We start from the raw sequence: 21886 nt of genomic DNA on the forward strand, positions 1-21886 counted from the left end.
TTTCCATATCAATACCTCAATTACTTATTTTTTTCCTATTTCAAGCGAATACATTAAATCTTCTCTATCTTCATTGGAATATTTATTCCTGCGCCCCTTTGTTCTACCCGATAATTTCATTCCTATCTTCTCCATAACTTTATATGAACTAATATTTTCACTATCACAGTGTGCAATAAATTTTCTAATATTAAATTCTTGAACTGCAAAGTTGATAATTTCTCTTGCTGCTTCTACCGCATATCCATTCCCCCAGTATTTCTTACTTATTATCCAACCAAGCTCACCTTCTGTTTTATCATTGTTAATATAAATACTGACTGCACCGATATGCTCATTATTCAATAAAATAGCAAATTCATAAAATTGAGGGCTACTTTTTTGCCACTCTGCCTGAACCCTAGCTAAAAAGTTCTCAGTCTCACTGATATCGGTATTAGGTAAATGAACCATATATTTCGTGTTATCAAGATCACACGCATAATTATGTGTAGATATCAGATATTGAGGTCCTAATGGTACCAATAGTAGTCTTTTTGTAGGTATGTTCATATTTGAATCTCCTTTTCAAATTCTTCTCTATACAGTGGAATTTATTAATTCTTCAGTATTTTCTTAATTTCTACAATTACTGTTCATTGGTAAGATAAAGTTACTTTATTGCCATTGCAAGTTTAATTACTAATCTTATAGGAAGCGCTGGATTTGACATTTGATTCACATCTCCAACAATAAATAAATCTTTATAGGGATAGTAAAATGCAAATGAACCTGTTGAACCAGAATGCCCAATCAACTCACCCTTCCCCATAAATAGTGTTGTTAGTCCATCCAAGGGTATTTTCATATAACCACCACCATAGTAAATAGGTCCCTTGGAAATCTGAAGTTTATTGTATATTGCTAGTTTGTCAAAATTGGTCCTATTAAACAATTTTCCTGTGAAGAACGACTTTATAAATATCATTAACTCATATGCTGTGGTAATACCCCCACCGCTTGCACGACTACTCATTACAATTTTAGGACGATGTATCGCCTTATCCTTATAATATGTATTAGGTACAAAATCCTTTTCACACACAGGGAGATATGTATTACTCAACCCTAATGGTTCAAATATCATTTGTTTATACACATGTTCTAATGGCAAATTAGTTACTTCTTCAATAATCTTCCCTAGCATATCAAAATTAATGTTAGCATAAAAGGCTCTGTGAGCTGTACGAGGTGCAAAACGTGGTTTTTGCCTTTTTACTTTCGCAACATATTCTGGAAAGGTAATATAGGAGTCTTCACCAAGACAAATTTCATTTACACCATTTCTACTTGCTTCAGACTCATCCGGTAACCCACTTATTTGAAACAATAAATCTGATATGGTCAGTTGATATGAATATTCTTGCCCTCCATAGATATGGAGACCATGCATAATAGAATCATCAAAATATTTAGAAACTTTATCATCGAGAGATAATCTTTTTTGCTCTAGTAAAATTAATATGCAAGTAGTAGTAAATAACTTTGTAATACTTGCCATTAATAACGGAGTATTTAAATTTTTATCTCCAAATTCGTTACTGTAGGAAAAATCACCTTTTGTGTTTTCCACATATAAAACACACTCATGTATTTGCTTTGACGCTACAGTTTTATTAAAAATATTCTCAAGAGTTCCAATTCTATCTCTATCCATAGTCACCTCTTTATATATAAAAAATAATCTTTCTTTATACTATGCTTCTCATCGGCATCCACAAATATCTCCCTTTAAGGGACCGACACTTAGTCATATGCACTTGATTGCTTTTTCCATAACCGAACTTAATTTATGAAAGGTTATCCTGGAGAAGTATCCAATAGACTTCAATATCGACTCCAGCTAGATCATAAAACCCATCCCATTCTAAGATTCCACCATTTTTCAGTATTGCTTTTGCAGAACCTATATTACTCTTATCACAAGTTATCATAACTTTAGGAATATTAAGTTTCTTAGCTTCTTCTAATACTAATCTTAGTTGTATTGTCGCATATCCTTTACCTCTTTCTAAGGGACGGATTCCATATCCAATATGGCCACCATATGGTATAAGTTTATCTGATAAAGAATGTCGTAGTTGTATTGTTCCTATAATTTTCTTATCACTTTTTCTAATAGATAAATATGTAGATGCATGAACATCTTCTCTTGATAGTGTTTCACTTTCAATGGAATGTACTAATTTTAACCACTCATCAAATTCTTTGTAATGTGTGATTCCGCAGCTACCGTTAATGCGTGTTTCTCCATAATCGTAATATTCTTTGCAGTATTGTTTTATCTCTTGTTCCAAAGTTTTAGTTGGCTTTACTAATGTTAATTCATCCACTATATGCCCTTTCCATTTTCCATAGAACGCTAATTCTTCTATTCTGCTAAATAAATTCCATAATCTAAAATTATATTACCTGTTTCATCTGGTACCGTAAAGCGTGGACAATTGTATCTTTCAAAAAAATAAGTTCTGTTATTATCATCAGATTTAAAATTATCAAATCCATTTTCTTGAAATTTAGAAATACAGGCATGATGCATATCATAAATACCACCATCTTCTCTGCCCTTAATCCAGCAAACAGCGATATCACTTTCTGCAAGATCTATATAGGCAAATCCCTCTGGTACTGGAGTGTTAACAGGAAAGAACATACCTATCCAATACTCGAAAGTGTTTTCAGGATCAGAACCATTGCAACGCATAAAACCAAGATAGCCATTTTCAACATCTTTAAGCTCACCTATCTTTTCAAGTATGGAAAACCATCCATTTTCAAACCACTCACCCCATTTGTGACCAAACCCACCAATTCTGTCAGCTGTTGTGTAGCATTTTCCTATAAAACGAAGTGAAGGTAAGTGCTCTTTGTAAACCTCTATAATTTTCGATTCCATAATTCTCCTCCTAATCAATGTAAAACTCATAGTTACATTTACTCTTTTTAACATACTTAAAAGTATTATTTATGCGCTTTATCACATTCAAGCAACGACAACGGCAATTCTCTTTACATCTGTTCTTCTATGAAGCACATTACTTAGCAAACAACTTGCACTGCTAACCACATTTGTCTGCATTATTCCATTGCACGTTTTCTCCTTAGCCGATAAAACTCTTCCAATAAATTAATATAATCTGGTAATTTATCCATATTAGGTTCCCAAAATTCAAAGGTGAAGCCGTTGCATTTTTCAATCAACTCCTCTTCTAAACTATACGACTTTCTAAATTTACACCCCCCTTCTTCATCATCACGGCAATGCTTACATTTACCGTAATCATTCATAAAAACTCCTTTAATAAAATCTTTCGATTTTTCGATATATTCACGATGTTTATCAATTTTATTTAAGAAAAGTCGAAGTACAATACTGTTTTGCCTAATATATATTCTTGCTGCAACCTGCTTGTTCTTAACACCTGTTTTTGAATAGATAACCATATACTCTCCCCAACAAAATCCACTTCCTATGTTGCCACCAAAATCGTAACCAAGTTTTGTTATCTCATTATTAAAAGCTAAAATAAATTCTTTGTTCTTCTCTGATACAATATCAAATCGTTTTTCCTCTAATATAGTTTTCATTTACCTTCCCCTATGTTTATATAGATAATAATTATCGAATACATATATTACTTAAATAGCGCCTCTTAAATATCAAAGAATTCCTTAAGGGTTTTATATTCCGAATGATCAAATAAATCTAGTTTTCCATCCGTTCCAATTTTAATATTATCTCGACACTTCTTTAATCGGTCCAACAAAGGCATAATAATCGTTGTACCATGATTGATGAAGTCATATAACTCGTCTACCTTTGATGGTATTTTATAACCCTTTGAGGAACTTGCTATAATAACACCTTCATCTCTTAACTTTGCAATAATACGAGTACGAAAATAATGCATACTTACAACTTTTCCAGTTCGATACTTGAGAATATTAATGAGTTCTCTTGTAGGTATATATTTTCTAGTTTCATGATGTAAAAAACGAAAGCATAGATATTTTAATACAATAACTTGATGTACACGCTCCTCCTCTGTTGACTTCTCATATTTATTTAAAAATACTTGTACATGTCGCAAACATACAGTTAAAATTTCATTACTCTTTTTCTCTAAAATATCACTATGTTCTATTACATATTTCGTTATAACTTTAGGGAAATGTTCTATCCGAATAATTTTTCTATCTAGTATTTTCAAATAATTGGGTGCGTCTGTTTTTTTCTTCTCTCCATATATAAAAGATAATGTCTCACTTATAAATTCTGTGAACCAAATAAGCGATTTGCTCTTTGTGTTTTCAAAATAGAACTCCCTTTCACCGAATAAATTTGGTATGTCCTCGTTATCTCTTACATAATCACAAAAGCATTTTATATAGTCACTTCCGTCAGTTTCATCCGCACATACAACTAATTTTTTAAAGGCATTTCGCAATTCTTTATGTACCAAATTATTTATAAATTTATAAAATGACTCTTTCGCCATAAGCCCGCTATCCTTAAGTAACATTTGCTTATCCACTACAACAGAAAATATTTGAAAATCACACTTTATTAACTCATTTAGTATTTCAAGTCTCTCTTTATGATTTTTAATTATTGATGGAGATTTTATTTCATCTGTTTGAATATAGATACTACGCACTGCGTCTATCTCATCGTTTAGTAGCTCTAACTTAGTTTCATTTACTAGAAGAGCTGTAACGATAAAATGTGTAGAGATTTCATCTTGATCAAATTTGAATCCATAATTACCCGAATCGTTAGTAAAAGCATACATAACTTCCAAAGCTGCACCTCCATATCAGAATTAAAAAGCCTCATAAATAACATAGATTCATCATAATACATTTTTTACCAATTATCAACTTTTAGTTTCCATTAAAATCCATATGCGATTTATCTTCTTTTACATGTTTTAATAAATAGCCTCTAATAATATTCTAATCTAATTTATAAAAAAGTACTTTACCTGTCGTAGTAATTGTGTTATATTATTACTACGACAGATGAAGTACGATTATCGTAGTAAATTTTACAGAAAGGAAAAAGATATTTTGATAAGCAGCGATATTATACGTGGATATAATGATACGATAATATTATATTTACTATTAGAAAAAGATTCGTATGGATATGAAATCTCAAAAAACATTCGCAGTATAACTAATGAGCAATATGTAATGAAAGAAACAACACTATATTCAGCATTTACGAGGTTAGAAAAGAATGGTTATATAAAGTCATACTACGGAGATGAAACACAAGGTAAACGAAGAACATATTATCAAATCACCGATTTAGGAGTTTCCTATTATAAAGACAAATGTGAAGAATGGAAAATTACAAAAGAAGTTATTAATCATTTTATTAAGGAGGATATATAGAGTGGATACAATTAAAATTTATTTAGACAATTTGTTTCGTTCTCTTCCAAACACAGAAGAACTAAAACGTCTTAAGTCCGATTTACTTGTAAATATGGAAGATAAATATCTTGAGTTAAAAGCAAATGGCAAATCAGAAAATGAAGCAGTTGGTGTTGTTATCGCAGAGTTTGGTAACATTGATGAATTATTGCTAGAGATGGGTATTTCAAAAAATTCTACGGGTGAATCTAGTAGAATACTTACTTTAGATGAAGCGCATGACTATATTAGTGTAAAAAAATATGTAGCTAAATTTATAGCAACTGGAGTAGCATTGATTTTATTTGGAGTATCGCTACTATTATTTATGTATGAGTTCATAGATTCAGGGCATCTCCTACTTGGTGCTAAAAACGAAGTGAAAAATATCATCCCTATCTTACCTTTATTCATACTAATTATAATTGCTGTCAGTTTGTTCATTTATGCAGGTATGAAAGAAGAAAGATACAAATTTATAGCAGATGGAGATTTTCAATTGGATCATACGAGCAATATTATGCTTAAAACAGAATACGAAGATATTCTTCCGAAAAAAGCAATTAGCATCATCCTTAGTGTTGGTTTGTTCATCCTCTCTCCTCTTTATATCTTTATAGGTTCTATGATAAGTGATAGTGGATCAACTTACGGAGTCTGTTTATTGTTACTTCAAGTTGCTCTTGGTGTGGGCATTCTAATTATTGCTCAAAGTCCTTATGAAAACTATGAAATGCTTTTAAAGCTCGAGGGATATACACCACAAGCACAAAAGCAAGGTAAATTAATTGGAGCTGTTGCTAGTATCGTCTGGCCTCTTGTTGCTGCAATCTTTTTATATACTGGCATTGTGAAGGATCTTTGGCATATTAATTGGATTATCTTTCCTATCACTGGTATAATTTTTGGTGGCTTTTGTGCTTTTTATAATGCATTAATAGAAAATAAGGCAAAATAAATAAAAAATGAACCGTTACCTGTCAATTAGACAGAAACGGTTCATTTTATTCTTCAGATAAAATTACTTCATTAATTTTTAATCTGCTTCATTAATTAAAATCTTACTTCATTATTCTCTTAATATCGGACAAATTATCCAGAGCTTTCAAAAGTGTCTCATCCTTTTTTGCAAAATGAAAACGAATGAGATGGTTTACATCTTCTTTAAAAAAGCTAGATCCAGGTACTGCTCCAACCCCAACTTTCTTTGCCAAATCCTCGCAGAATGTTATATCACTTTTATATCCGAAATCACTGATGTCCACTAATACGTAATAGGCACCCTGAGGTTCTGTAAAACGAAGCCCTATATCCTTCAATCCATGAATGAATACATTTTTCATATGTGTATAGTGATTCTTTAACTCCTCATAGTAGTCATCCTCAAACAAAAGTCCAACTACTGCTGCCTCCATAAGTGGTGCCGCTGCCCCAACTGTAAGGAAATCGTGAACCTTTTTCACTCTTTCAATAATTTCAGGGGATGCAATTACATATCCAAGTCTCCAACCAGTGATCGAATATGTCTTAGACAATGAACTACATACAATGGTACGTTCCCTCATTCCAGGAAGAGAAGCCATGTAGGTATGTTTATATGGTTCATAAATAATATGTTCATATACTTCATCGGTAATCACATAAGTATCATACTTTATTGCCAGATCTGCAATAATTTGTAGTTCTTCTCTTGTAAATACCTTTCCGCATGGATTGGATGGATTACAAAGAACCAAGGCTTTTACGTCTTGTTTAAATGCATCCTCTAAAACATTTGCATCAAAGCTAAAATCAGGTGGATTAAGCGGAACATAAATTGGTTCTGCACCTGAAAGAATCGTATCCGCACCATAATTTTCATAAAATGGTGAAAATACTATAACTTTATCCCCAGGGTTTGTAACAGACATCATAGCCGCCATCATCGCTTCCGTGCTACCACAGGTAACCACGATTTCAGAATTAGGATCCACACTCATTTTTGAAAAATGCTCATGTTTCTTTGCTAATGCTTCTCTAAAATTTTGAGCTCCCCAAGTAATTGCATATTGATGAGGACCCTGAGCTGCGATTTCAGCTAATCTATCCGTGATAGCTTTTGGTGGATCAAAATCTGGAAATCCTTGAGATAAATTGATTGCGCCATATTCATTAGATATGCGTGTCATTCTTCTAATTACAGAGTCTGTAAAATTGGCTGTTCTATTGCTTAAAGCTTTCATTTTAACCCCTTTCGTAAATATCAATAACTTGATTTTCTTTCGTTTGTTAAGCTTCCATACATTAAAATTCTTATAAATTATAGCTTTTATGACTATTTAAAATCTTCTTCTGATCAAATACTTCTTTTATACCTCGCATAAGCTGTACATTCAAAGCATCTGTCTCTTCTAAAAAATATTTCTTTTTCGATAATCCTATTCCATGTTCTCCAGAAGTAAGTCCACCTAAGCTATACGCTTTATGGTAAATCACACTAAGATTTCTATTTTTCTCTTCTTCCCATTCTTCCTGTGTACGATTACCACGTATTACACAAAGATGAACATTTCCATCACCTGCATGTCCAAAACTTACCATCTGCATTCCAGAATCTTTTTCTAGCTCATTTACAAATTCAATAAATTCAGCAGTTTTATTTATCGGTACAACGATATCGACAGGCTCCTGCTCCGATTCTGCCTCCACTGCTTTTACAAGCACACCTCTTAACTTCCATACATCTTCCAGCAATTTTCTATCATTTAGAATAATAAAATCTAGAGCCTGTTTCTTAAGTACAACTTCTTTTACCCGTTGTAGGTTTGATTCAACCTCTTCTTTTCTACCATCAAAAGTAAGAATTATGTACGCCTTTGCCTCAGGATAAGGAAATTGAATCTGTAGAAAATCCTCTCCCAACTTAATTACCTTTTTCTCTACAAATTCAATTGCAGTTGGATTAGCGCTTTCTTTAATAATTTCAAGTACACATTCAATTCCTGAATTTAAGCTACTAAAAGGAACTACTGCACTCACGGATGTTTCAGGTTTTGGAATTAACTTTAGTATACACTTTGTTATAACAGCAAGCGTTCCCTCGGAGCCTATAATTAAATTTTTAAGAGAAAGCCCGGAACTATCTTTGATATTCTTACTTCCAACTGTAATAATACTACCATCTGGAAGAACTGCTTCAACTCCCATAACATAATCTCTGGTTACACCGTACTTAACTGCTCTCATTCCTCCAGCATTTGTACTAATGTTTCCACCGATTGTTGCCAACTTTTCACCTGGATCTGGAGGATAAAATAATCCTTTTTCTTCAATATATCGCTGAAAATCCTGTAAAATAACACCAGCCTCCACCGTTACAGTAAACGTTTCGTAATCAAGTTCAAGTATGCGATTCATACGGGTCAAATCAAGAACAATTCCACCATGATCAGGTACAGTAGAACCGACCAAATTGGTTCCTGCACCCCTTGGGGTAACAGGAACTTCTCTTTCATAAGCCCATTTCATAATTTCGCTTACTTCTTCTGTGGAGATTGGAAAAACTACCGCAGATGCAGTTCCTTTTAACCTACCTAATGAATCACTGAGATATTTTTCATCAATATGCTCTGTTATTATACGGTTTTTGTCTTGTATAATATCAAAAAGTTCATATATATTCTCCATCTTCCATTCCTCCACACTTTTAAAACAATATAGATTTAGTTATTTAAACTAAAATCATTTGGATTGTTATTTCCAACTTAAGCTTTTCAAATTTGAATTAAGCTATTTTAATTAAAGCTCTACAAATTTAAGCTCTTCTATTTATTTTGCGAGTAAATCTTGATCCCAACCCACTTTAATGAAGTATCCTCCGAATTGCTCATTAAATACTTTTTCTGTTTCCTCTGATTGAAATGCTTTAATAACTTTTTTATATAACTCTACCTTGGACGCATCCTCAAGATCAGCACTTCTTGCTGCAATTAAATTCCAATATTTTTCTTCTGTAAGACTTGTATCTGCAAAGATAGCTTCTTCTGTCTTAAGCCCGAAATCAAGTGCATAATTTCCATTAACAATTCCTGCCGTTACATCCTGAAGGGTTGATGGAATTGTATTCGCTGCAAGTTCTTTGATTTCAATCTTTACATTATAAGTTTCGATGTCATCAATAGTTGGGCTAAACGCCGCATCGTCTTTTAATTTAATTAAATTAGCTGCCTCTAAAACTTTTAAAGCACGACCACCATTGGTTAAGTCGTTAGGAATTGCGATTGTATCACCATCTTTAATTTCACTTAATGACTTCACCTTGTTAGAATAAAGATTTAAAGGAATAATAAAGGAATAACCAATGGACTGAATTTTGTAATCATTATTTTCAATTTCTGTATCAAGATAAATTTGATGTTGGAATGCATTTAAGTCAATCTCACCATTGGCAAGTGCATTATTTGGTGTTACATAATCAGAAAACTGCTGTATTTTAAGATCAATACCTTCCTTTGCTAATTGTTCCTTAGCAGGTGCCCAAATTTCTTCATACACGGAGCCAACAACTCCTAAAGTAACCGTTACATTGTCTTTTCCAGTAGCATTATCTGCTGCAGTATTATCTGCTTTTTTTCCACATGCAGTTAAACTAGTAATAAGTAATGATAGTGAAAGAACAGTTGCGATAGATTTTTTTAATTTCATAAATTTCTCCTCCAAATTTTATATTATAGTTTTATGATTTGCCTTACATAAGATTTTTTTAGTCTTATTGGCGATTTACCAAAAACTATAAAATTATGTACTTATGTCATGCTCACCATGATAGTACTATGTCTAAAGCCCATTACTATTATAAAGTTAATGCTAGCTCATAGTTTTCCTTCATTGTCTTACAAGAATCGTTAAATAGTTTTTCTTCTTCTTTTGTTAAATGCAATTCAATAATATCCTCCACCCCTTGAATACCAAGAACCGCTGGAACACTTGCATAAACATCATGCTGACCGTATTCACCATTTAAAAGAACAGAGACTGGAAGTACCCTTTTTTCATTTCCAAGGATTGCTCTTGAAACTTCCGCAATTGCTGCACCAATTCCGAATTCGGTCGAACCTTTACCGCCTAAGATATGCCATCCTCCCGCTTTTCCTTCAGCAGCGATTGCTGCCAAATCAAGTTTTCCGTAAGTTTCTGGATTTTCTTTCATTAATTCATAAATAGGCTTTCCAGCAATTGTAACGTTAGACCATGGAACCATCTGGCTTTCACCATGCTCTCCTAATGCATAAGCATAAATTGATTTCTGGTCTATGTTAATTTCATCTGCGATTGCACGTCGAAGTCTTGCTGAATCAAGCGTTGTACTAGTTGAAATAATTCTTTCTGGTGGATAATTTAATTCATGTTGTATGTAATGAGTCACCACATCTGCTGGATTTGATATATTTAATATAATCCCAGAAAATCCGGACTCCTTTATACCTTTTACTACATCTTTAATAATTGTGATTGTTTGTTTCAATGTGTCCATTCGTGTCTGACCTTTACTTATATCAGGTAATGGTCCGGCAGCAACAACGATTAAATCTGCATCTTTAGCATCTGAATAATCTCCAGCCTTTACCAATACATGTCTTTGTAAATAAAGGGTTGCATCGTAGATATCAAGGGCTTGTGCTTGTGCTTTTTTCACATCTGTATCAATATAAACAATTTCATCTACAATTCCTTGTGAAGCTAATGCGTATCCAGCGTGTGAACCCACATGTCCAGCTCCAATAATAATAACTTTTCTAGTATCTAAACTCATTTGATCGTCCTCCTTTTGTCATTTGTTAATGTGTATTTTTTCTGGATATATAATTACCAATTAATTGAATTAAACTAACCATGATTACCAATACGATGATTGTTGCATATGTAACATCTGTCTGATTTCTGTCATGACCATAACGAACAGCGAAGTCTCCTAGGCCACCGGCTCCTACAACCCCTGCCATAGCAGTAAGACCAATCAAACTGATCATTGTTATAGAAACAGCTCTAGAAATCTGAGGTATACTTTCCTTTAAGTAAACATTTATAATAATTTCAAATTTACTATTCCCGATTGATTGTGCAGCCTCTACAAGTCCCGGTGAAACCTCAGATAGTGCACTTTCCATTTGTCTTGCAAAAAATGGCACTGTTCCAAAGATTAACGGAACGATTGCACCTTCCACTCCGATGGCTGTACCCATGATTAATCTTGAAACTGGCATAACACCTGTAAGTAAAATAATGAACGGAATCGAACGAAATAGATTAATAACTTTATCAAAGATATGGAACACTGCTTTCTTTTCCATCAATCCGCCTTCTTTGGTTACAACTAATAAAATACCTAAAATAGCTCCAATAATGAGTGCAATCACACCTGACCAAAGAACCATTACAATGGTCTCCTGGATGCTTAAATAAAAATCTGGAAGTTTTGACATTACATTGGGAAAATATTGATTAAGCAATTCTTGCATCTAGGATCACCTCCACTCCTACGTCCTTACTTTTTAAATATTCCAGTGCTGCTTCAATATCTTTTGCTTCACCGCTTAAAATAGCTACCAAACCACCCAATGGTTCAGAGTCTAATAATTCTAAATTACTAAAAATAATATTTGCATCAATATTGAATTGCCTTGAAATTGCCGAAACCAAAGGCTCAGAAGAACTTCTAACCAAATATTTTAACTTCACAATACATTGACCAGTCTTAATATTTGTAATCTCAGCCTTCTCATCAATAAGATTGAATATTTTTGATAAATTAGAAGTAGTATCAATAAAGTCCTTCGTTATTGTTTCCTTTGGTGAAGCGAAGATAGAAAAAACATCACCACTTTCTACAACCTTACCATTTTCCATTACAGCAACTTTATCGCAAATCTCCTTAATTACCTGCATTTCATGGGTAATCATAATTATTGTTATTCCAAGTTTTGTGTTCAATTGTTTTAAAAGCTTTAAAATTGATAGCGTTGTCTGAGGGTCTAAAGCACTTGTCGCTTCATCACACAATAAGATTTTAGGGTTATTTGCAAGTGCCCTTGCTATTGCTACCCTTTGCTTTTGACCACCACTTAGCTGAGACGGATAGACATTTGCCTTGCTTTCTAATTCAACCAGTGCTAACAATTCCTCAACTCGCTTCTTTTTTTCTGCCTTAGTGAGTTTGCTATGTTTTAATGGATATTCTATATTCTCAAAAACAGTCCTTGAAGAAAAAAGATTAAACTGCTGAAAAATCATTCCTATACCAATTCTTGCTTTTCTAAGTTCTTTATCACTTAGGGATGTAAGTTCTACCTTATCAACAAACACCTGCCCAGAGGTAGGACGCTCTAATAAATTGATGCATCGCACTAAGGTACTCTTTCCAGCTCCACTGTATCCGATGATTCCAAATATTTCACCCTCATTAATACTTAGATTTACATCACGTACCGCCTCAACGGTTACACCTTCTGATTGAAATGTTTTGTTGACATTCCTTAATTCAATCATAAACATTCTCCTTTATTTCATTTAACTCTAAAATTTAATATAATTCTTATTACTTTTGTTCCATCCATATACGTTCTTATATCGAAAGAAGCATCTATGCTTTTATCACTAATAAACAAAAAATGAGTACATCTAATTATGTACTCACTTATACTCGTTACTATTAATTTTTATCTGGTTCTATTTCCAGTCCATAATATACAGCAAGTAAGTAAAATAATTAATGAGAAAATCAATAGTTCTCTGTTTTCTCTATCAGCGATGAATAACACATAGCCTTAAAAAACTTTTCATATCAATTTAATATGTTTTTTAGTATACTCATTACTTGCTTATATGTAAAATACTCAAAATCTATTATCAGTTATAGATAAAATCTATTACAAAGAGCGCATATATTTGCCTAACTCTTCAATATATTTCATTCCAATCTCACTTAATATCGTATCTTTTAAGGTCACATAACCAATATCCATTACCTCTTCTGTATCAAGTGGTATTGCTTTATAATCTCCTCCATTTAACTCTTCACAGATGATTCCCGAACATAAGGTATATCCATTCAGACCAACCATAAGATTTAACATCGTTGCTCTATCATTAACCTTAATGGTCTTTTTATATTCATAAGTGCTTAGAATTTCTTCCGCGAAATAAAATGAGTTATTATCTCCTTGTTCAAAAGACATACATGGGAATGCCTGCAAATCCTCCAAGGATATAATATCTTTTTCTGCCAACGGATGTCCTTTCCACAAATATACATAAGCACTGCAGGTTATCAGCTTTTGAAATTTTAAATTCTTATCTTTTAACAATTTCATTATAATCTTTCCATTAAAATCATTAATAAATAAAATGCCTATTTCACTTCTGCCAGATTGTACATCATTTAAAACATCAAAGGTTCTCGTTTCTCGAATTGCAAATTCATAATCATTCATATCAAAGCCTTTTGCCATTTCCACGAATGCTTTAACGGCAAAAGAATAGTGCTGAGTAGAAACTCCAAATTTCTGCTTTCTATTTTTATTTAAATACTTTGCCTCTAATAATTCCACCTGACCTAATATCTGTCTAGCGTATCCTAAAAATTCTTCACCTTCTGAGGTTACAATAACGCCCTTTGTGGTCCTTGTAAATATAGACATATGTATTTCTTCTTCCAATTCCTTAATTGCACTAGTAAGGCTTGGTTGTGAAATAAATAATTTTTTTGCAGCCTCATTCATAGAACATGTATTAGCGATTGTAATCGCATATTTTATTTGTCTCAAAGTCATACTCTTATCCTCCTAATCTTTCTGAATCCTTTTATCTTATTCTGAACTCATTTATCTTTTTATGCATCTTTTTACCCTTAGAGGTCCTCAACAGCATAACGGTAATTACATGTGCTTATTCAAATCTCTTTATTCAAATTTATATCTTACAAAATCTTTTAATGATCCAACCTATGTAGTAGGATGAAAAAGATAATAAACACATCCTTAAGTACAAAGTATAACTCTATAATGTAATAATTACACTATGATTTTTAAATAAGAACTACTTTTTAGTGTCTCTTTACTAAATCGATACTTTGATCAAACAAAAAAGAAAACAGGTTACCTCTATTAAAGTAATAACCTGTTTTCTTTTTTATATTTATGTGCGAAAATGAAATTAATTTAAGAAACTATATTAAATTTATCTTTATTATACTTTATCTAACTTTACCAATCATATCAAGAATCTGTTCTTTGGATTGGAAGCCAACGGATTTATCCATTAACTCTCCATCTTTGAAAAGAAGTAAAGTTGGAATAGACATTACTTGATATTTTTGAGCTACTTCATTATTCTCATCTACATCGATCTTAGCAACTTCAATGTCATTTACTTCTTCAGCAATGTTCTCAACAATTGGAGATAACATCTTACATGGTCCACACCAAGTTGCAAATACATCGACTAATACAATACCTTTTTTATTTAATACTTCTTCATTAAAAACGCTGTCTTTTAAAACTTTTACCATAGTAATTCCTCACTTTCTCATATATGTATACACTGTATTATTGATGATTTATTTAACTATTTAAATATATCTAGCATATACAAGTTTATTAAAATCTTATTCATAGTATTTTGGATTCTATTAAATTGTGTTCAATTGAATTGTTTAAAACTATTATAAGTGCATTTTTCTTTTTTGTCAAGCCCCTATCAAATCTTAAATATTTTTCACTTTGATTTATCTTCTATAACCTCAAAACTTATATATTTTCATCCATCTCGTTCATCGTATTCTAATAGTATATCAAACTTTACTGGACATTATATTTACTGAATATAAAACTTAGCGGATACAATTCCTTATTTCACATCCATCAATAAAAAATGATTATCCTACCAAAGAGTAATAAGATAATCATTTTTATATCATTTATTTAATTACTTTTCTACGCCATTCGTTCTATGCCGGACCTATCACTATACTTATATCATCCACTAATGAAAAATGAATACTGCGATACTAATAACACACTATTTCCTTAATAAAGAACTCTTTCCCACCAAGCAGTTCAATATTCTTACCGTTACATTTCGGACATACCCCATTATACTTAATAACTTCAAATACTTTATTACACGTTTGACATATGGCATTTGCAGGTAAAATCTCAATTTTTAATGCAGTATTTTCTAACATCGTACCATCTGCTGCCGCAGGGTAAACAGCTTCAATATATCTAGGGATCATAGAGGAAAGTTCATCAATTTGTAAGACAAGGGAATCTATTTGCTCGACTTTATGTTCTCTGGCAAATTCTTCTACCGTTTGGATTACTTGCATAACAACACCAACCTCATGCATTGGATCACCTACCTTTGGTAAGAGCATTTTTTACTTTTTTCACAGCAATTTTACCTTTACGCTTTAATACTTGCTTAATAACTACTGGTTTTATATCTTCATATGCTACTCCTTCTCCATCATAGGTTCTTACAAGAGTAATCGCATCAAACTTACATTTTGTCGTACATTGACCACAGCCAACACATAAGAATTTGTCAACTACAGTAGCGCCACAACCAAGACAACGTTTCGTTTCATTCTTAATCTGTTCTTCTGTAAATGTAGTTCTTATATCTCTAAAATGCTCTTTTCCTTTCATAGAATTACTATGAGCTGCCTTTTCCCTTGGTATTGAATCATATCCTCCTAACTCTAAGCTATCTTTATCCATGGAATGATATTCTCTCTTATCACGACCAATAACTAAAGATTGCCCTGGTTGAACATAGCGATGAATAGAGATTGCAGCCTCTTTTCCTAATGCAATTGCATCAATTGCGAATCTTGGTCCAGTAAATGCATCACCACCTACAAATACATCTGGCACAGAAGTTTGTAAAGTAAAACCATCGGCCAGCATTGTTTTATTTGAATTTAAAGCCATTTTACTCTCATCTAAAATATTTCCCCATTCAATGGTTTGCCCAACAGAAGTAAGTACATAATTAGCTTTCACAATCTTTGTAACAGTCTCATCATATCTTGGATGAAATTTTCCTGCTTCATCAAAAACAGAAGTACATTTTATAAATTCTACACCTATAACTTTACCATTTTCTGAAAGAATCCGTTTTGGACCCCAAGAGTTATGAATTTCAATGGATTCTAAAAGTGCCTCTTCCACTTCTTCTTCCAAGGCTGGCATGGATTCACGACTTTCTAAACAAAACATTTTTACTGAGTTTGGAGTGGCTGTAGCCGTTGAACTTGAAGTTACTGAAGTCGTTGAACCTAAAGTTAATGTAGTTGCAGAGCTTACATTTACTGTAGTAGCTGAGCTTTGAGTTACTTTAGCTCCAGAGCTTACACTTACTCTCGCTGCCGTTCTTGCAACATCAATTGCCACATTACCACCACCAATTACGACAATATCTCCAGCTAATTCCACTGCTTTTTTAAGGTTTACATCACGTAAAAATTCTACGCCTGCTATTACGCCCTTAGCATCTTCACCTTCAATTCCTAATTTTCTACCACCTTGTGCCCCAATAGCAAGATAGAATGCTTCATATCCCTGCTTTCTTAGCTCATTTAGAGTTACATCTTCACCAACTTTAATCCCTGTTTTAAAAGTAACGCCTAATTCCTTTAAAATATCAATTTCAGCATTTATTACATCCTTCTCCAAACGAAATGAAGGAATGCCAAGAGTTAGCATACCACCTAACACATCTTCTTTTTCAAATACCGTTACTTTATAACCTTCGATGGCTAAATAATAAGCACAAGACAGACCCGATGGTCCTGCACCAATCACTGCTATTTTTTTCCCGTATTGATGTCTTTGTTTTGGTACAAATCTATGCTCTTTATTTAAATCTTGCTCAGCGATAAACTTTTTAATTTCATCAATAGCAACTGGTTCATCAATATCTCCTCTTGTACAAGCAGACTCACATTTTCTAGGGCAGATACGACCACATACTGCTGGAAACGGGTTCTCTTGCTTGATAAGTTCCAATGCTTCATTGTACTTACCCATAGAGGCTAATTTTATATATCCTTGCACAGAAATATGGGCTGGACATGCTGTTTTACAAGGACTTGTTCCTGTATCCACCACGTCTTTTCGATTGGTTCTATAGTCGGGGTTCCATTTGTCAGGTCCCCATTCGGTGTCTCTTGGTGTATCTTTTCTATTTATTTCACTTACCACAGGTGTAGTAGAACATAATTTTTGTCCTAACTGTAATGCATTGACTGGGCAATTTTGCACACATTCCCCACAGGCAACACATTTATCTTTATCTACCTGTGAAACATAGTTAGAGCGCACCATATCTGCATTAATGAACATACTTGCAGTTCGTAGTGATAAACAAGAACATCCACAACAATTGCAAATTGCATGTGTCTTTCCCGAACCATCTAAGTTAGGTATTTGATGCATAAGACCATTATCTTCCGCTCTTTTTATAATTTCAAATGCTTCTTCCCTTGTTATTTGCTTTCCTCTGCCAGTACGTATGTAGTATTCTGCTGCATGCCCCATTTGAATGCACATATCTTCTTTTAGATGACCACAGCCTTCGCCCATTGCCTCTCTAGCGGTACGACAGGAACAATCAGAAACCGTAAATACATCATTTTCATTGAGATATTTTGATACTTCTTCATATGTTGCTCTTCTTGTTTCACCTGAAATGGCTTGCTCAATGGGAATAACCCGCATTAATCCAACGCCAACTGGAAAACTTCCTGCAGTCTTTGGTCCTCTTACCCTACCATATGCCTCAAAGGCTTCTGCTATCTGGGGATACTTTGCAACATTCTCCTTATTGTTAACCATCATTTCCATTATGCCTGGAACCCAAGTATCATACCAAAACATGTCTACTCCATCGATTTCATTGACAAAGCAAACACCAGCATATGCAAGCTCCATAAGCAGCTTATAAGTTTCTTCTTCTGTTTTGTTACACTTTTTTGCAAGTTCCTTTGCGCTAGCCTTCTTTCGCATTTCCATACATAGTGCTACCTCGGCCATCTCCTCTGATACAACAGGCTCAAGTATTATATATTCTGGATCCGTAGATTTTATCTCATTTTTTGCCCCACGCTTTTTATTACTAATATGATTCGCAAGATCTAATACCTTTTCCTTTACCATGGTTACCCTCTCCATCTACGAAATATTAATTATTCCTTACAATACCATGACTCTTTTAGGACTCTATTTGGACTACTTCCACTTCTTAACTTCTTAACTTCTTAACTTCTTAACTTCTTAACTTTTTCACATCTTACTCTTTCCACTGTTTAACTTCATCACGAATCCAATCTGCAAATAAATCGATTCCTTCTCCTGTTCTAGCGGATATTGGTATGATTTTAACCTTTGGGTTTCTTTCTTTTACTCTCTTAATACACTCCTCTAAATCAAAGTCAAAATAAGGAAGAGTATCTATTTTGTTAATTAATAACACATCAACAACAGAAAACATCAAAGGATATTTTAATGGCTTATCATCACCTTCTGGTACACTAAGTATCATTGCATTTTTAGAAGAACCTGTATCAAATTCTGCTGGACATACTAAATTACCTACATTCTCTAAAATAACAAGATCCAAATTCTCAGTGCCTAAGCCGTTTAGCCCTTGCTTTGTCATATCTGCATCCAAATGACACATTCCACCCGTGTGAAGCTGTATCACCTTTACTCCTGTTTTAGAAATTGTGTGAGCATCTACATCCGAGTCAATATCTGCCTCCATAACACCAATTTTTAATTCCTCTTTTAAAGCTTCAATGGTTTTTGTTAAAGTTGTTGTTTTTCCTGCTCCTGGCGAGGACATTAGATTTAGAAGAAACATCTTTTTTTCTTTCAATTCATTCCGTAATAGATCTGCTTGTTTGTTATTATTATCAAATACGTTTTGCTTAATTTCAAGAATTTTAAACTCGCTCATTACTAGATCCCCTTTTCATTTAAAATTATGTGTATACGAAGAGTGACAATGTCTGTGACAAAAACATATATAAATAAGCTTTAATTATTTGGTAAATGCCTTGGATACATATTAAATATAAATGTTAATTATTTAGCGAATACTTGATTACATATGAATATAATGTTATTTATTTAACGTATGCCTTAAACACATATGAAATATAATGTTAATTATTTAGCGTATGCCTTAAATACATATGAAATATAAGTGTATTTAGCATATGCCTTTAAAACATATGAAACTATAATCTTGAATTATCTAGCTAATACCTTGACTTCCTTATATTTCGCAAGATCTGTATATAGTTCTCCTTTATATGGATTTCGTTTTGTTTTCTTAACCTTATAAATCATATAAACGAATACTCCAATGTTCGCTAAAAGTGCTAGAAAACTAAAAATAAACAATGGTGTTTCATTATAAGAAGATGCTACTGCGAATTTACCTTCATCTATAAACGCTGGGAACGTCTGAGCAAACATACACCACAGCGCTAAGGTATGTGCACGGTGCTGTAACCACGCCCCTTTGCCTAGTGTAAATGCACAAAGTGTTGGTACTAACAATAACGCAAATCCGCAGTACCAAGCATGCCCTGGCAAGCAATTGTATGTATAAGCAAAGTTCCATAGATCATAAGCAATTATCCAAAACCACAGCATATCGGGCCAAAGCATATCTTGACTGTTATCATTTTTCGTTTTCTTACGGATACAAATTCCTAACCAACCTGTAATCGTAATGATATTTAAAATTCCTGCAATTGCATTCATAAAGTTCCAACTACCACCAAGTACATACATCGTTCCATCCGATAAAATACCGCCACTTTTATATTGCGTACCAATTTGTATGTCTCTAGCAACAGCTTCGCATATGTTGATTGCAAGAATTAATGGTGGAAAGCATAAGGCCCACTTTTTATCTGACAATCTCCATTCTTTCCCCGTCTTTTTATCCTTCCCATGAACATAGCGAATACACCAAAATCCGATGCACCCTGCGGTTGCTGAATATACTTTAGCAAGGTGAAACCAATCCGTATAAGTCGTGTCTTTTAATGCTGTAAACCATAGGACGGATAAAAAAATCGGGAGGACAATAAAACAAACAAAACTACCATACTTATTTCTTCTTGAAAACTCATTGAGTAGAAATAAAGCTACAAAAACTAGTATCCAAACTAGCCAAACTTGAATTGCTGTTGCACCTGCATCGTAATTAAATCGAAACATATCATGCTCTCCTTTTTATCTTCCACTTTCTCAGCTGTGGTCATACCAGTTGGAAAATAGTGTTATACTTTGTTATAATATTAACATTCTGTGCTATGATAGTCAATCTTAATAGTGCAATAATTTACATATTTTAATAATTTTCCCTTGTTTTTATCTAATTTTACCAGTACAATCTAATTATAATATTTGTGGTATGTGGTCATACCAAATCCATGAACTAAAACTAACATATATCTCAATTAATTGAAGCTATAAAAGGCAAGATGGAGGTTTCTATGGAATTTTCAAAATTAAGTGCACCATCCTTAAAAGAACTATTTGTAACACAACTTGAACACATGATCTTATCAGGTAAATTAAAAATTGGAGAAAAACTTCCTCCAGAACGACAATTAGCAGAAGTTATGCAAGTTAGTCGTGCGGTTGTAAATGGAGGTATCTCTGAATTAGAGAAGAAAGGTTTCTTAATTATTAAACCAAGAGTCGGCACTTTCATAGCAGACTATAGACGTAATGGAACTTTAGATACCTTAATTTCAATAATGAATTATAATGGAGGTCGATTGCGAGATGAAGAAATTCGATCAATCCTTGAAGTTCGGATTGCACTTGAAACACTTGCAGTAAAATTACTTATGCCAAAAATTACTCCCGAAGATATTCATTTACTTTATGAAAAAGCAGAACAAATTAAAAATGCCGATTCAATAACCAAGGCATCCGAGGCAGCCTTTGATTTTCAACATGAGTTAGCTTTTTTATCAGGGAATACTCTTCTCCCACTTATCTTTCATTCTTTTAAAGTTGCCGTTCTTACTCTTTGGGAACGTTTTTGCACCTTGTATGGCATTGACGCACTTTATAATAACACCGCTACATTAATCTCCCTTATAAGTAATGGTGATACTGAGAAAGCTCTTCAATGGATCAACGAATCGGTTGATAATAGTATCCATGGTAGTCGGCCAATTTATTATTCTTAAATACTATGCTAAATCAAAAGAACTATAAAATTATTAAGCAAAAAGGATTTGAGTAGATTTAAAAAGACTGAAAAAGAAGTGTTTATTCGTTTCTAGCAATAAACACTTCTTTCTCTAATTCAATAATTTAAGAAAAATCATGTTCTCACGCAACCAAAATCAATT

General features: G+C 33.2%; 21 protein-coding genes. 3 read left to right on the top strand and 18 right to left on the bottom strand.

The window, feature by feature from the left end; translation table 11 throughout:
• Positions 1–24: 24 nt before the first annotated feature.
• The 6 genes from BN4220_RS17575 to BN4220_RS17600 all read right to left on the bottom strand — a co-directional run bounded on the left by BN4220_RS17575 (position 25) and on the right by BN4220_RS17600 (position 4841).
• Complete coding sequence (locus BN4220_RS17575) at positions 25–552, bottom strand: GNAT family N-acetyltransferase (protein ID WP_066719607.1); 528 nt, start codon at positions 550–552, stop codon at positions 25–27.
• 100 nt (positions 553–652) lie between these two features.
• Complete coding sequence (locus BN4220_RS17580) at positions 653–1696, bottom strand: serine hydrolase domain-containing protein (RefSeq protein ID WP_066719609.1); 1044 nt, start codon at positions 1694–1696, stop codon at positions 653–655.
• Positions 1697–1829: 133 nt separating this feature from the next.
• Positions 1830–2372 (bottom strand): GNAT family N-acetyltransferase, encoded by a 543-nt coding sequence (locus BN4220_RS17585; RefSeq protein ID WP_066719612.1) that lies wholly within the window; start codon positions 2370–2372, stop codon positions 1830–1832.
• A 38-nt stretch (positions 2373–2410) separates the two neighbouring features.
• A complete protein-coding gene (locus BN4220_RS17590) occupies positions 2411–2935 on the bottom strand; it encodes a GyrI-like domain-containing protein (RefSeq protein ID WP_066719615.1) in 525 nt (174 codons plus the stop codon).
• Positions 2936–3117: 182 nt separating this feature from the next.
• Positions 3118–3627: a hypothetical protein gene (locus BN4220_RS17595; RefSeq protein ID WP_066719618.1), complete on the bottom strand. Its 510-nt coding sequence runs from the start codon at positions 3625–3627 to the stop codon at positions 3118–3120.
• A 65-nt stretch (positions 3628–3692) separates the two neighbouring features.
• Positions 3693–4841 carry a DUF3800 domain-containing protein gene (locus BN4220_RS17600; protein ID WP_066719621.1) on the bottom strand — a complete coding sequence of 383 codons (1149 nt, stop codon included), beginning with the start codon at positions 4839–4841 and terminating at the stop codon, positions 3693–3695.
• A gap of 268 nt (positions 4842–5109) precedes the next feature.
• Here BN4220_RS17600 and BN4220_RS17605 point away from each other — a divergent pair, with 268 nt between their 5' ends.
• Together BN4220_RS17605 and BN4220_RS17610 are read left to right on the top strand one after the other, a co-directional pair.
• Complete coding sequence (locus BN4220_RS17605) at positions 5110–5439, top strand: PadR family transcriptional regulator (protein ID WP_066719624.1); 330 nt, start codon at positions 5110–5112, stop codon at positions 5437–5439.
• Between the two features lies 1 nt (position 5440).
• The gene (locus tag BN4220_RS17610; RefSeq protein WP_066719627.1) at positions 5441–6418 is read left to right on the top strand and encodes a permease prefix domain 1-containing protein; all 978 of its coding nucleotides are present in this window, start codon (positions 5441–5443) and stop codon (positions 6416–6418) included.
• Between the two features lie 103 nt (positions 6419–6521).
• Here BN4220_RS17610 and BN4220_RS17615 read toward each other — a convergent pair whose 3' ends face one another.
• From BN4220_RS17615 to BN4220_RS17670, 12 genes are all read right to left on the bottom strand, one after another.
• Complete coding sequence (locus tag BN4220_RS17615; RefSeq protein WP_066719630.1) at positions 6522–7682, bottom strand: pyridoxal phosphate-dependent aminotransferase; 1161 nt, start codon at positions 7680–7682, stop codon at positions 6522–6524.
• A 70-nt stretch (positions 7683–7752) separates the two neighbouring features.
• Entirely contained in the window at positions 7753–9126 is a 1374-nt protein-coding gene (locus BN4220_RS17620; protein WP_066719632.1) for an FAD-binding oxidoreductase, read from the bottom strand.
• A 141-nt stretch (positions 9127–9267) separates the two neighbouring features.
• Positions 9268–10143, bottom strand: a complete 876-nt coding sequence (locus BN4220_RS17625) for a MetQ/NlpA family ABC transporter substrate-binding protein (RefSeq protein WP_066719634.1) — start codon at positions 10141–10143, stop codon at positions 9268–9270.
• 148 nt (positions 10144–10291) lie between these two features.
• Complete coding sequence (locus BN4220_RS17630; protein ID WP_066719642.1) at positions 10292–11251, bottom strand: L-lactate dehydrogenase; 960 nt, start codon at positions 11249–11251, stop codon at positions 10292–10294.
• A 25-nt stretch (positions 11252–11276) separates the two neighbouring features.
• Positions 11277–11957: a methionine ABC transporter permease gene (locus BN4220_RS17635; RefSeq protein WP_066719644.1), complete on the bottom strand. Its 681-nt coding sequence runs from the start codon at positions 11955–11957 to the stop codon at positions 11277–11279.
• Positions 11941–12984: a methionine ABC transporter ATP-binding protein gene (locus BN4220_RS17640; protein ID WP_066719646.1), complete on the bottom strand. Its 1044-nt coding sequence runs from the start codon at positions 12982–12984 to the stop codon at positions 11941–11943. Before BN4220_RS17640 ends, BN4220_RS17635 begins: the two co-directional genes overlap by 17 nt.
• A gap of 380 nt (positions 12985–13364) precedes the next feature.
• Positions 13365–14267 (bottom strand): LysR family transcriptional regulator, encoded by a 903-nt coding sequence (locus BN4220_RS17645; protein ID WP_066719648.1) that lies wholly within the window; start codon positions 14265–14267, stop codon positions 13365–13367.
• A 422-nt stretch (positions 14268–14689) separates the two neighbouring features.
• Positions 14690–15004 (bottom strand): thioredoxin, encoded by a 315-nt coding sequence (trxA, locus tag BN4220_RS17650; RefSeq protein WP_066719650.1) that lies wholly within the window; start codon positions 15002–15004, stop codon positions 14690–14692.
• A 498-nt stretch (positions 15005–15502) separates the two neighbouring features.
• A complete protein-coding gene (locus BN4220_RS17655) occupies positions 15503–15844 on the bottom strand; it encodes a hydrogenase maturation nickel metallochaperone HypA/HybF (RefSeq protein WP_066721134.1) in 342 nt (113 codons plus the stop codon).
• Between the two features lie 4 nt (positions 15845–15848).
• Positions 15849–18656, bottom strand: coding sequence for an FAD-dependent oxidoreductase (locus BN4220_RS20580; RefSeq protein WP_066719654.1), 2808 nt, complete (start codon positions 18654–18656; stop codon positions 15849–15851).
• Between the two features lie 133 nt (positions 18657–18789).
• Complete coding sequence (gene hypB, locus BN4220_RS17665; protein ID WP_066719657.1) at positions 18790–19458, bottom strand: hydrogenase nickel incorporation protein HypB; 669 nt, start codon at positions 19456–19458, stop codon at positions 18790–18792.
• A gap of 296 nt (positions 19459–19754) precedes the next feature.
• Positions 19755–20735 carry a DUF5692 family protein gene (locus BN4220_RS17670; protein WP_066719660.1) on the bottom strand — a complete coding sequence of 327 codons (981 nt, stop codon included), beginning with the start codon at positions 20733–20735 and terminating at the stop codon, positions 19755–19757.
• Positions 20736–21013: 278 nt separating this feature from the next.
• Between BN4220_RS17670 and BN4220_RS17675 the strand changes: the two genes are divergently transcribed.
• Complete coding sequence (locus BN4220_RS17675) at positions 21014–21721, top strand: FadR/GntR family transcriptional regulator (RefSeq protein ID WP_066719663.1); 708 nt, start codon at positions 21014–21016, stop codon at positions 21719–21721.
• The last annotated feature ends 165 nt before the right edge of the window (positions 21722–21886 follow it).

Origin of the sequence: Clostridium sp. Marseille-P299 (genome assembly GCF_900078195.1) — a bacterium.
Lineage (GTDB): Bacteria > Bacillota > Clostridia > Lachnospirales > Lachnospiraceae > Lachnoclostridium.

What these genes read in the sequence shown, in the direction of transcription:
- BN4220_RS17620 (WP_066719632.1), bottom strand. Translation starts at nt 9,126, where the DNA reads ATGGAGAATATATATGAACTTTTTGATATTATACAAGACAAAAACCGT.
- BN4220_RS17645 (WP_066719648.1), bottom strand. Translation starts at nt 14,267, where the DNA reads ATGACTTTGAGACAAATAAAATATGCGATTACAATCGCTAATACATGT.
- BN4220_RS17675 (WP_066719663.1), top strand. Translation starts at nt 21,014, where the DNA reads ATGGAATTTTCAAAATTAAGTGCACCATCCTTAAAAGAACTATTTGTA.
- BN4220_RS17580 (WP_066719609.1), bottom strand. Translation starts at nt 1,696, where the DNA reads ATGGATAGAGATAGAATTGGAACTCTTGAGAATATTTTTAATAAAACT.
- BN4220_RS20580 (WP_066719654.1), bottom strand. Translation starts at nt 18,656, where the DNA reads ATGGTAAAGGAAAAGGTATTAGATCTTGCGAATCATATTAGTAATAAA.
- BN4220_RS17635 (WP_066719644.1), bottom strand. Translation starts at nt 11,957, where the DNA reads ATGCAAGAATTGCTTAATCAATATTTTCCCAATGTAATGTCAAAACTT.
- BN4220_RS17595 (WP_066719618.1), bottom strand. Translation starts at nt 3,627, where the DNA reads ATGAAAACTATATTAGAGGAAAAACGATTTGATATTGTATCAGAGAAG.
- BN4220_RS17575 (WP_066719607.1), bottom strand. Translation starts at nt 552, where the DNA reads ATGAACATACCTACAAAAAGACTACTATTGGTACCATTAGGACCTCAA.
- BN4220_RS17640 (WP_066719646.1), bottom strand. Translation starts at nt 12,984, where the DNA reads ATGATTGAATTAAGGAATGTCAACAAAACATTTCAATCAGAAGGTGTA.
- BN4220_RS17590 (WP_066719615.1), bottom strand. Translation starts at nt 2,935, where the DNA reads ATGGAATCGAAAATTATAGAGGTTTACAAAGAGCACTTACCTTCACTT.
- BN4220_RS17655 (WP_066721134.1), bottom strand. Translation starts at nt 15,844, where the DNA reads ATGCATGAGGTTGGTGTTGTTATGCAAGTAATCCAAACGGTAGAAGAA.
- BN4220_RS17670 (WP_066719660.1), bottom strand. Translation starts at nt 20,735, where the DNA reads ATGTTTCGATTTAATTACGATGCAGGTGCAACAGCAATTCAAGTTTGG.
- BN4220_RS17625 (WP_066719634.1), bottom strand. Translation starts at nt 10,143, where the DNA reads ATGAAATTAAAAAAATCTATCGCAACTGTTCTTTCACTATCATTACTT.
- BN4220_RS17630 (WP_066719642.1), bottom strand. Translation starts at nt 11,251, where the DNA reads ATGAGTTTAGATACTAGAAAAGTTATTATTATTGGAGCTGGACATGTG.
- BN4220_RS17615 (WP_066719630.1), bottom strand. Translation starts at nt 7,682, where the DNA reads ATGAAAGCTTTAAGCAATAGAACAGCCAATTTTACAGACTCTGTAATT.
- hypB (WP_066719657.1), bottom strand. Translation starts at nt 19,458, where the DNA reads ATGAGCGAGTTTAAAATTCTTGAAATTAAGCAAAACGTATTTGATAAT.
- trxA (WP_066719650.1), bottom strand. Translation starts at nt 15,004, where the DNA reads ATGGTAAAAGTTTTAAAAGACAGCGTTTTTAATGAAGAAGTATTAAAT.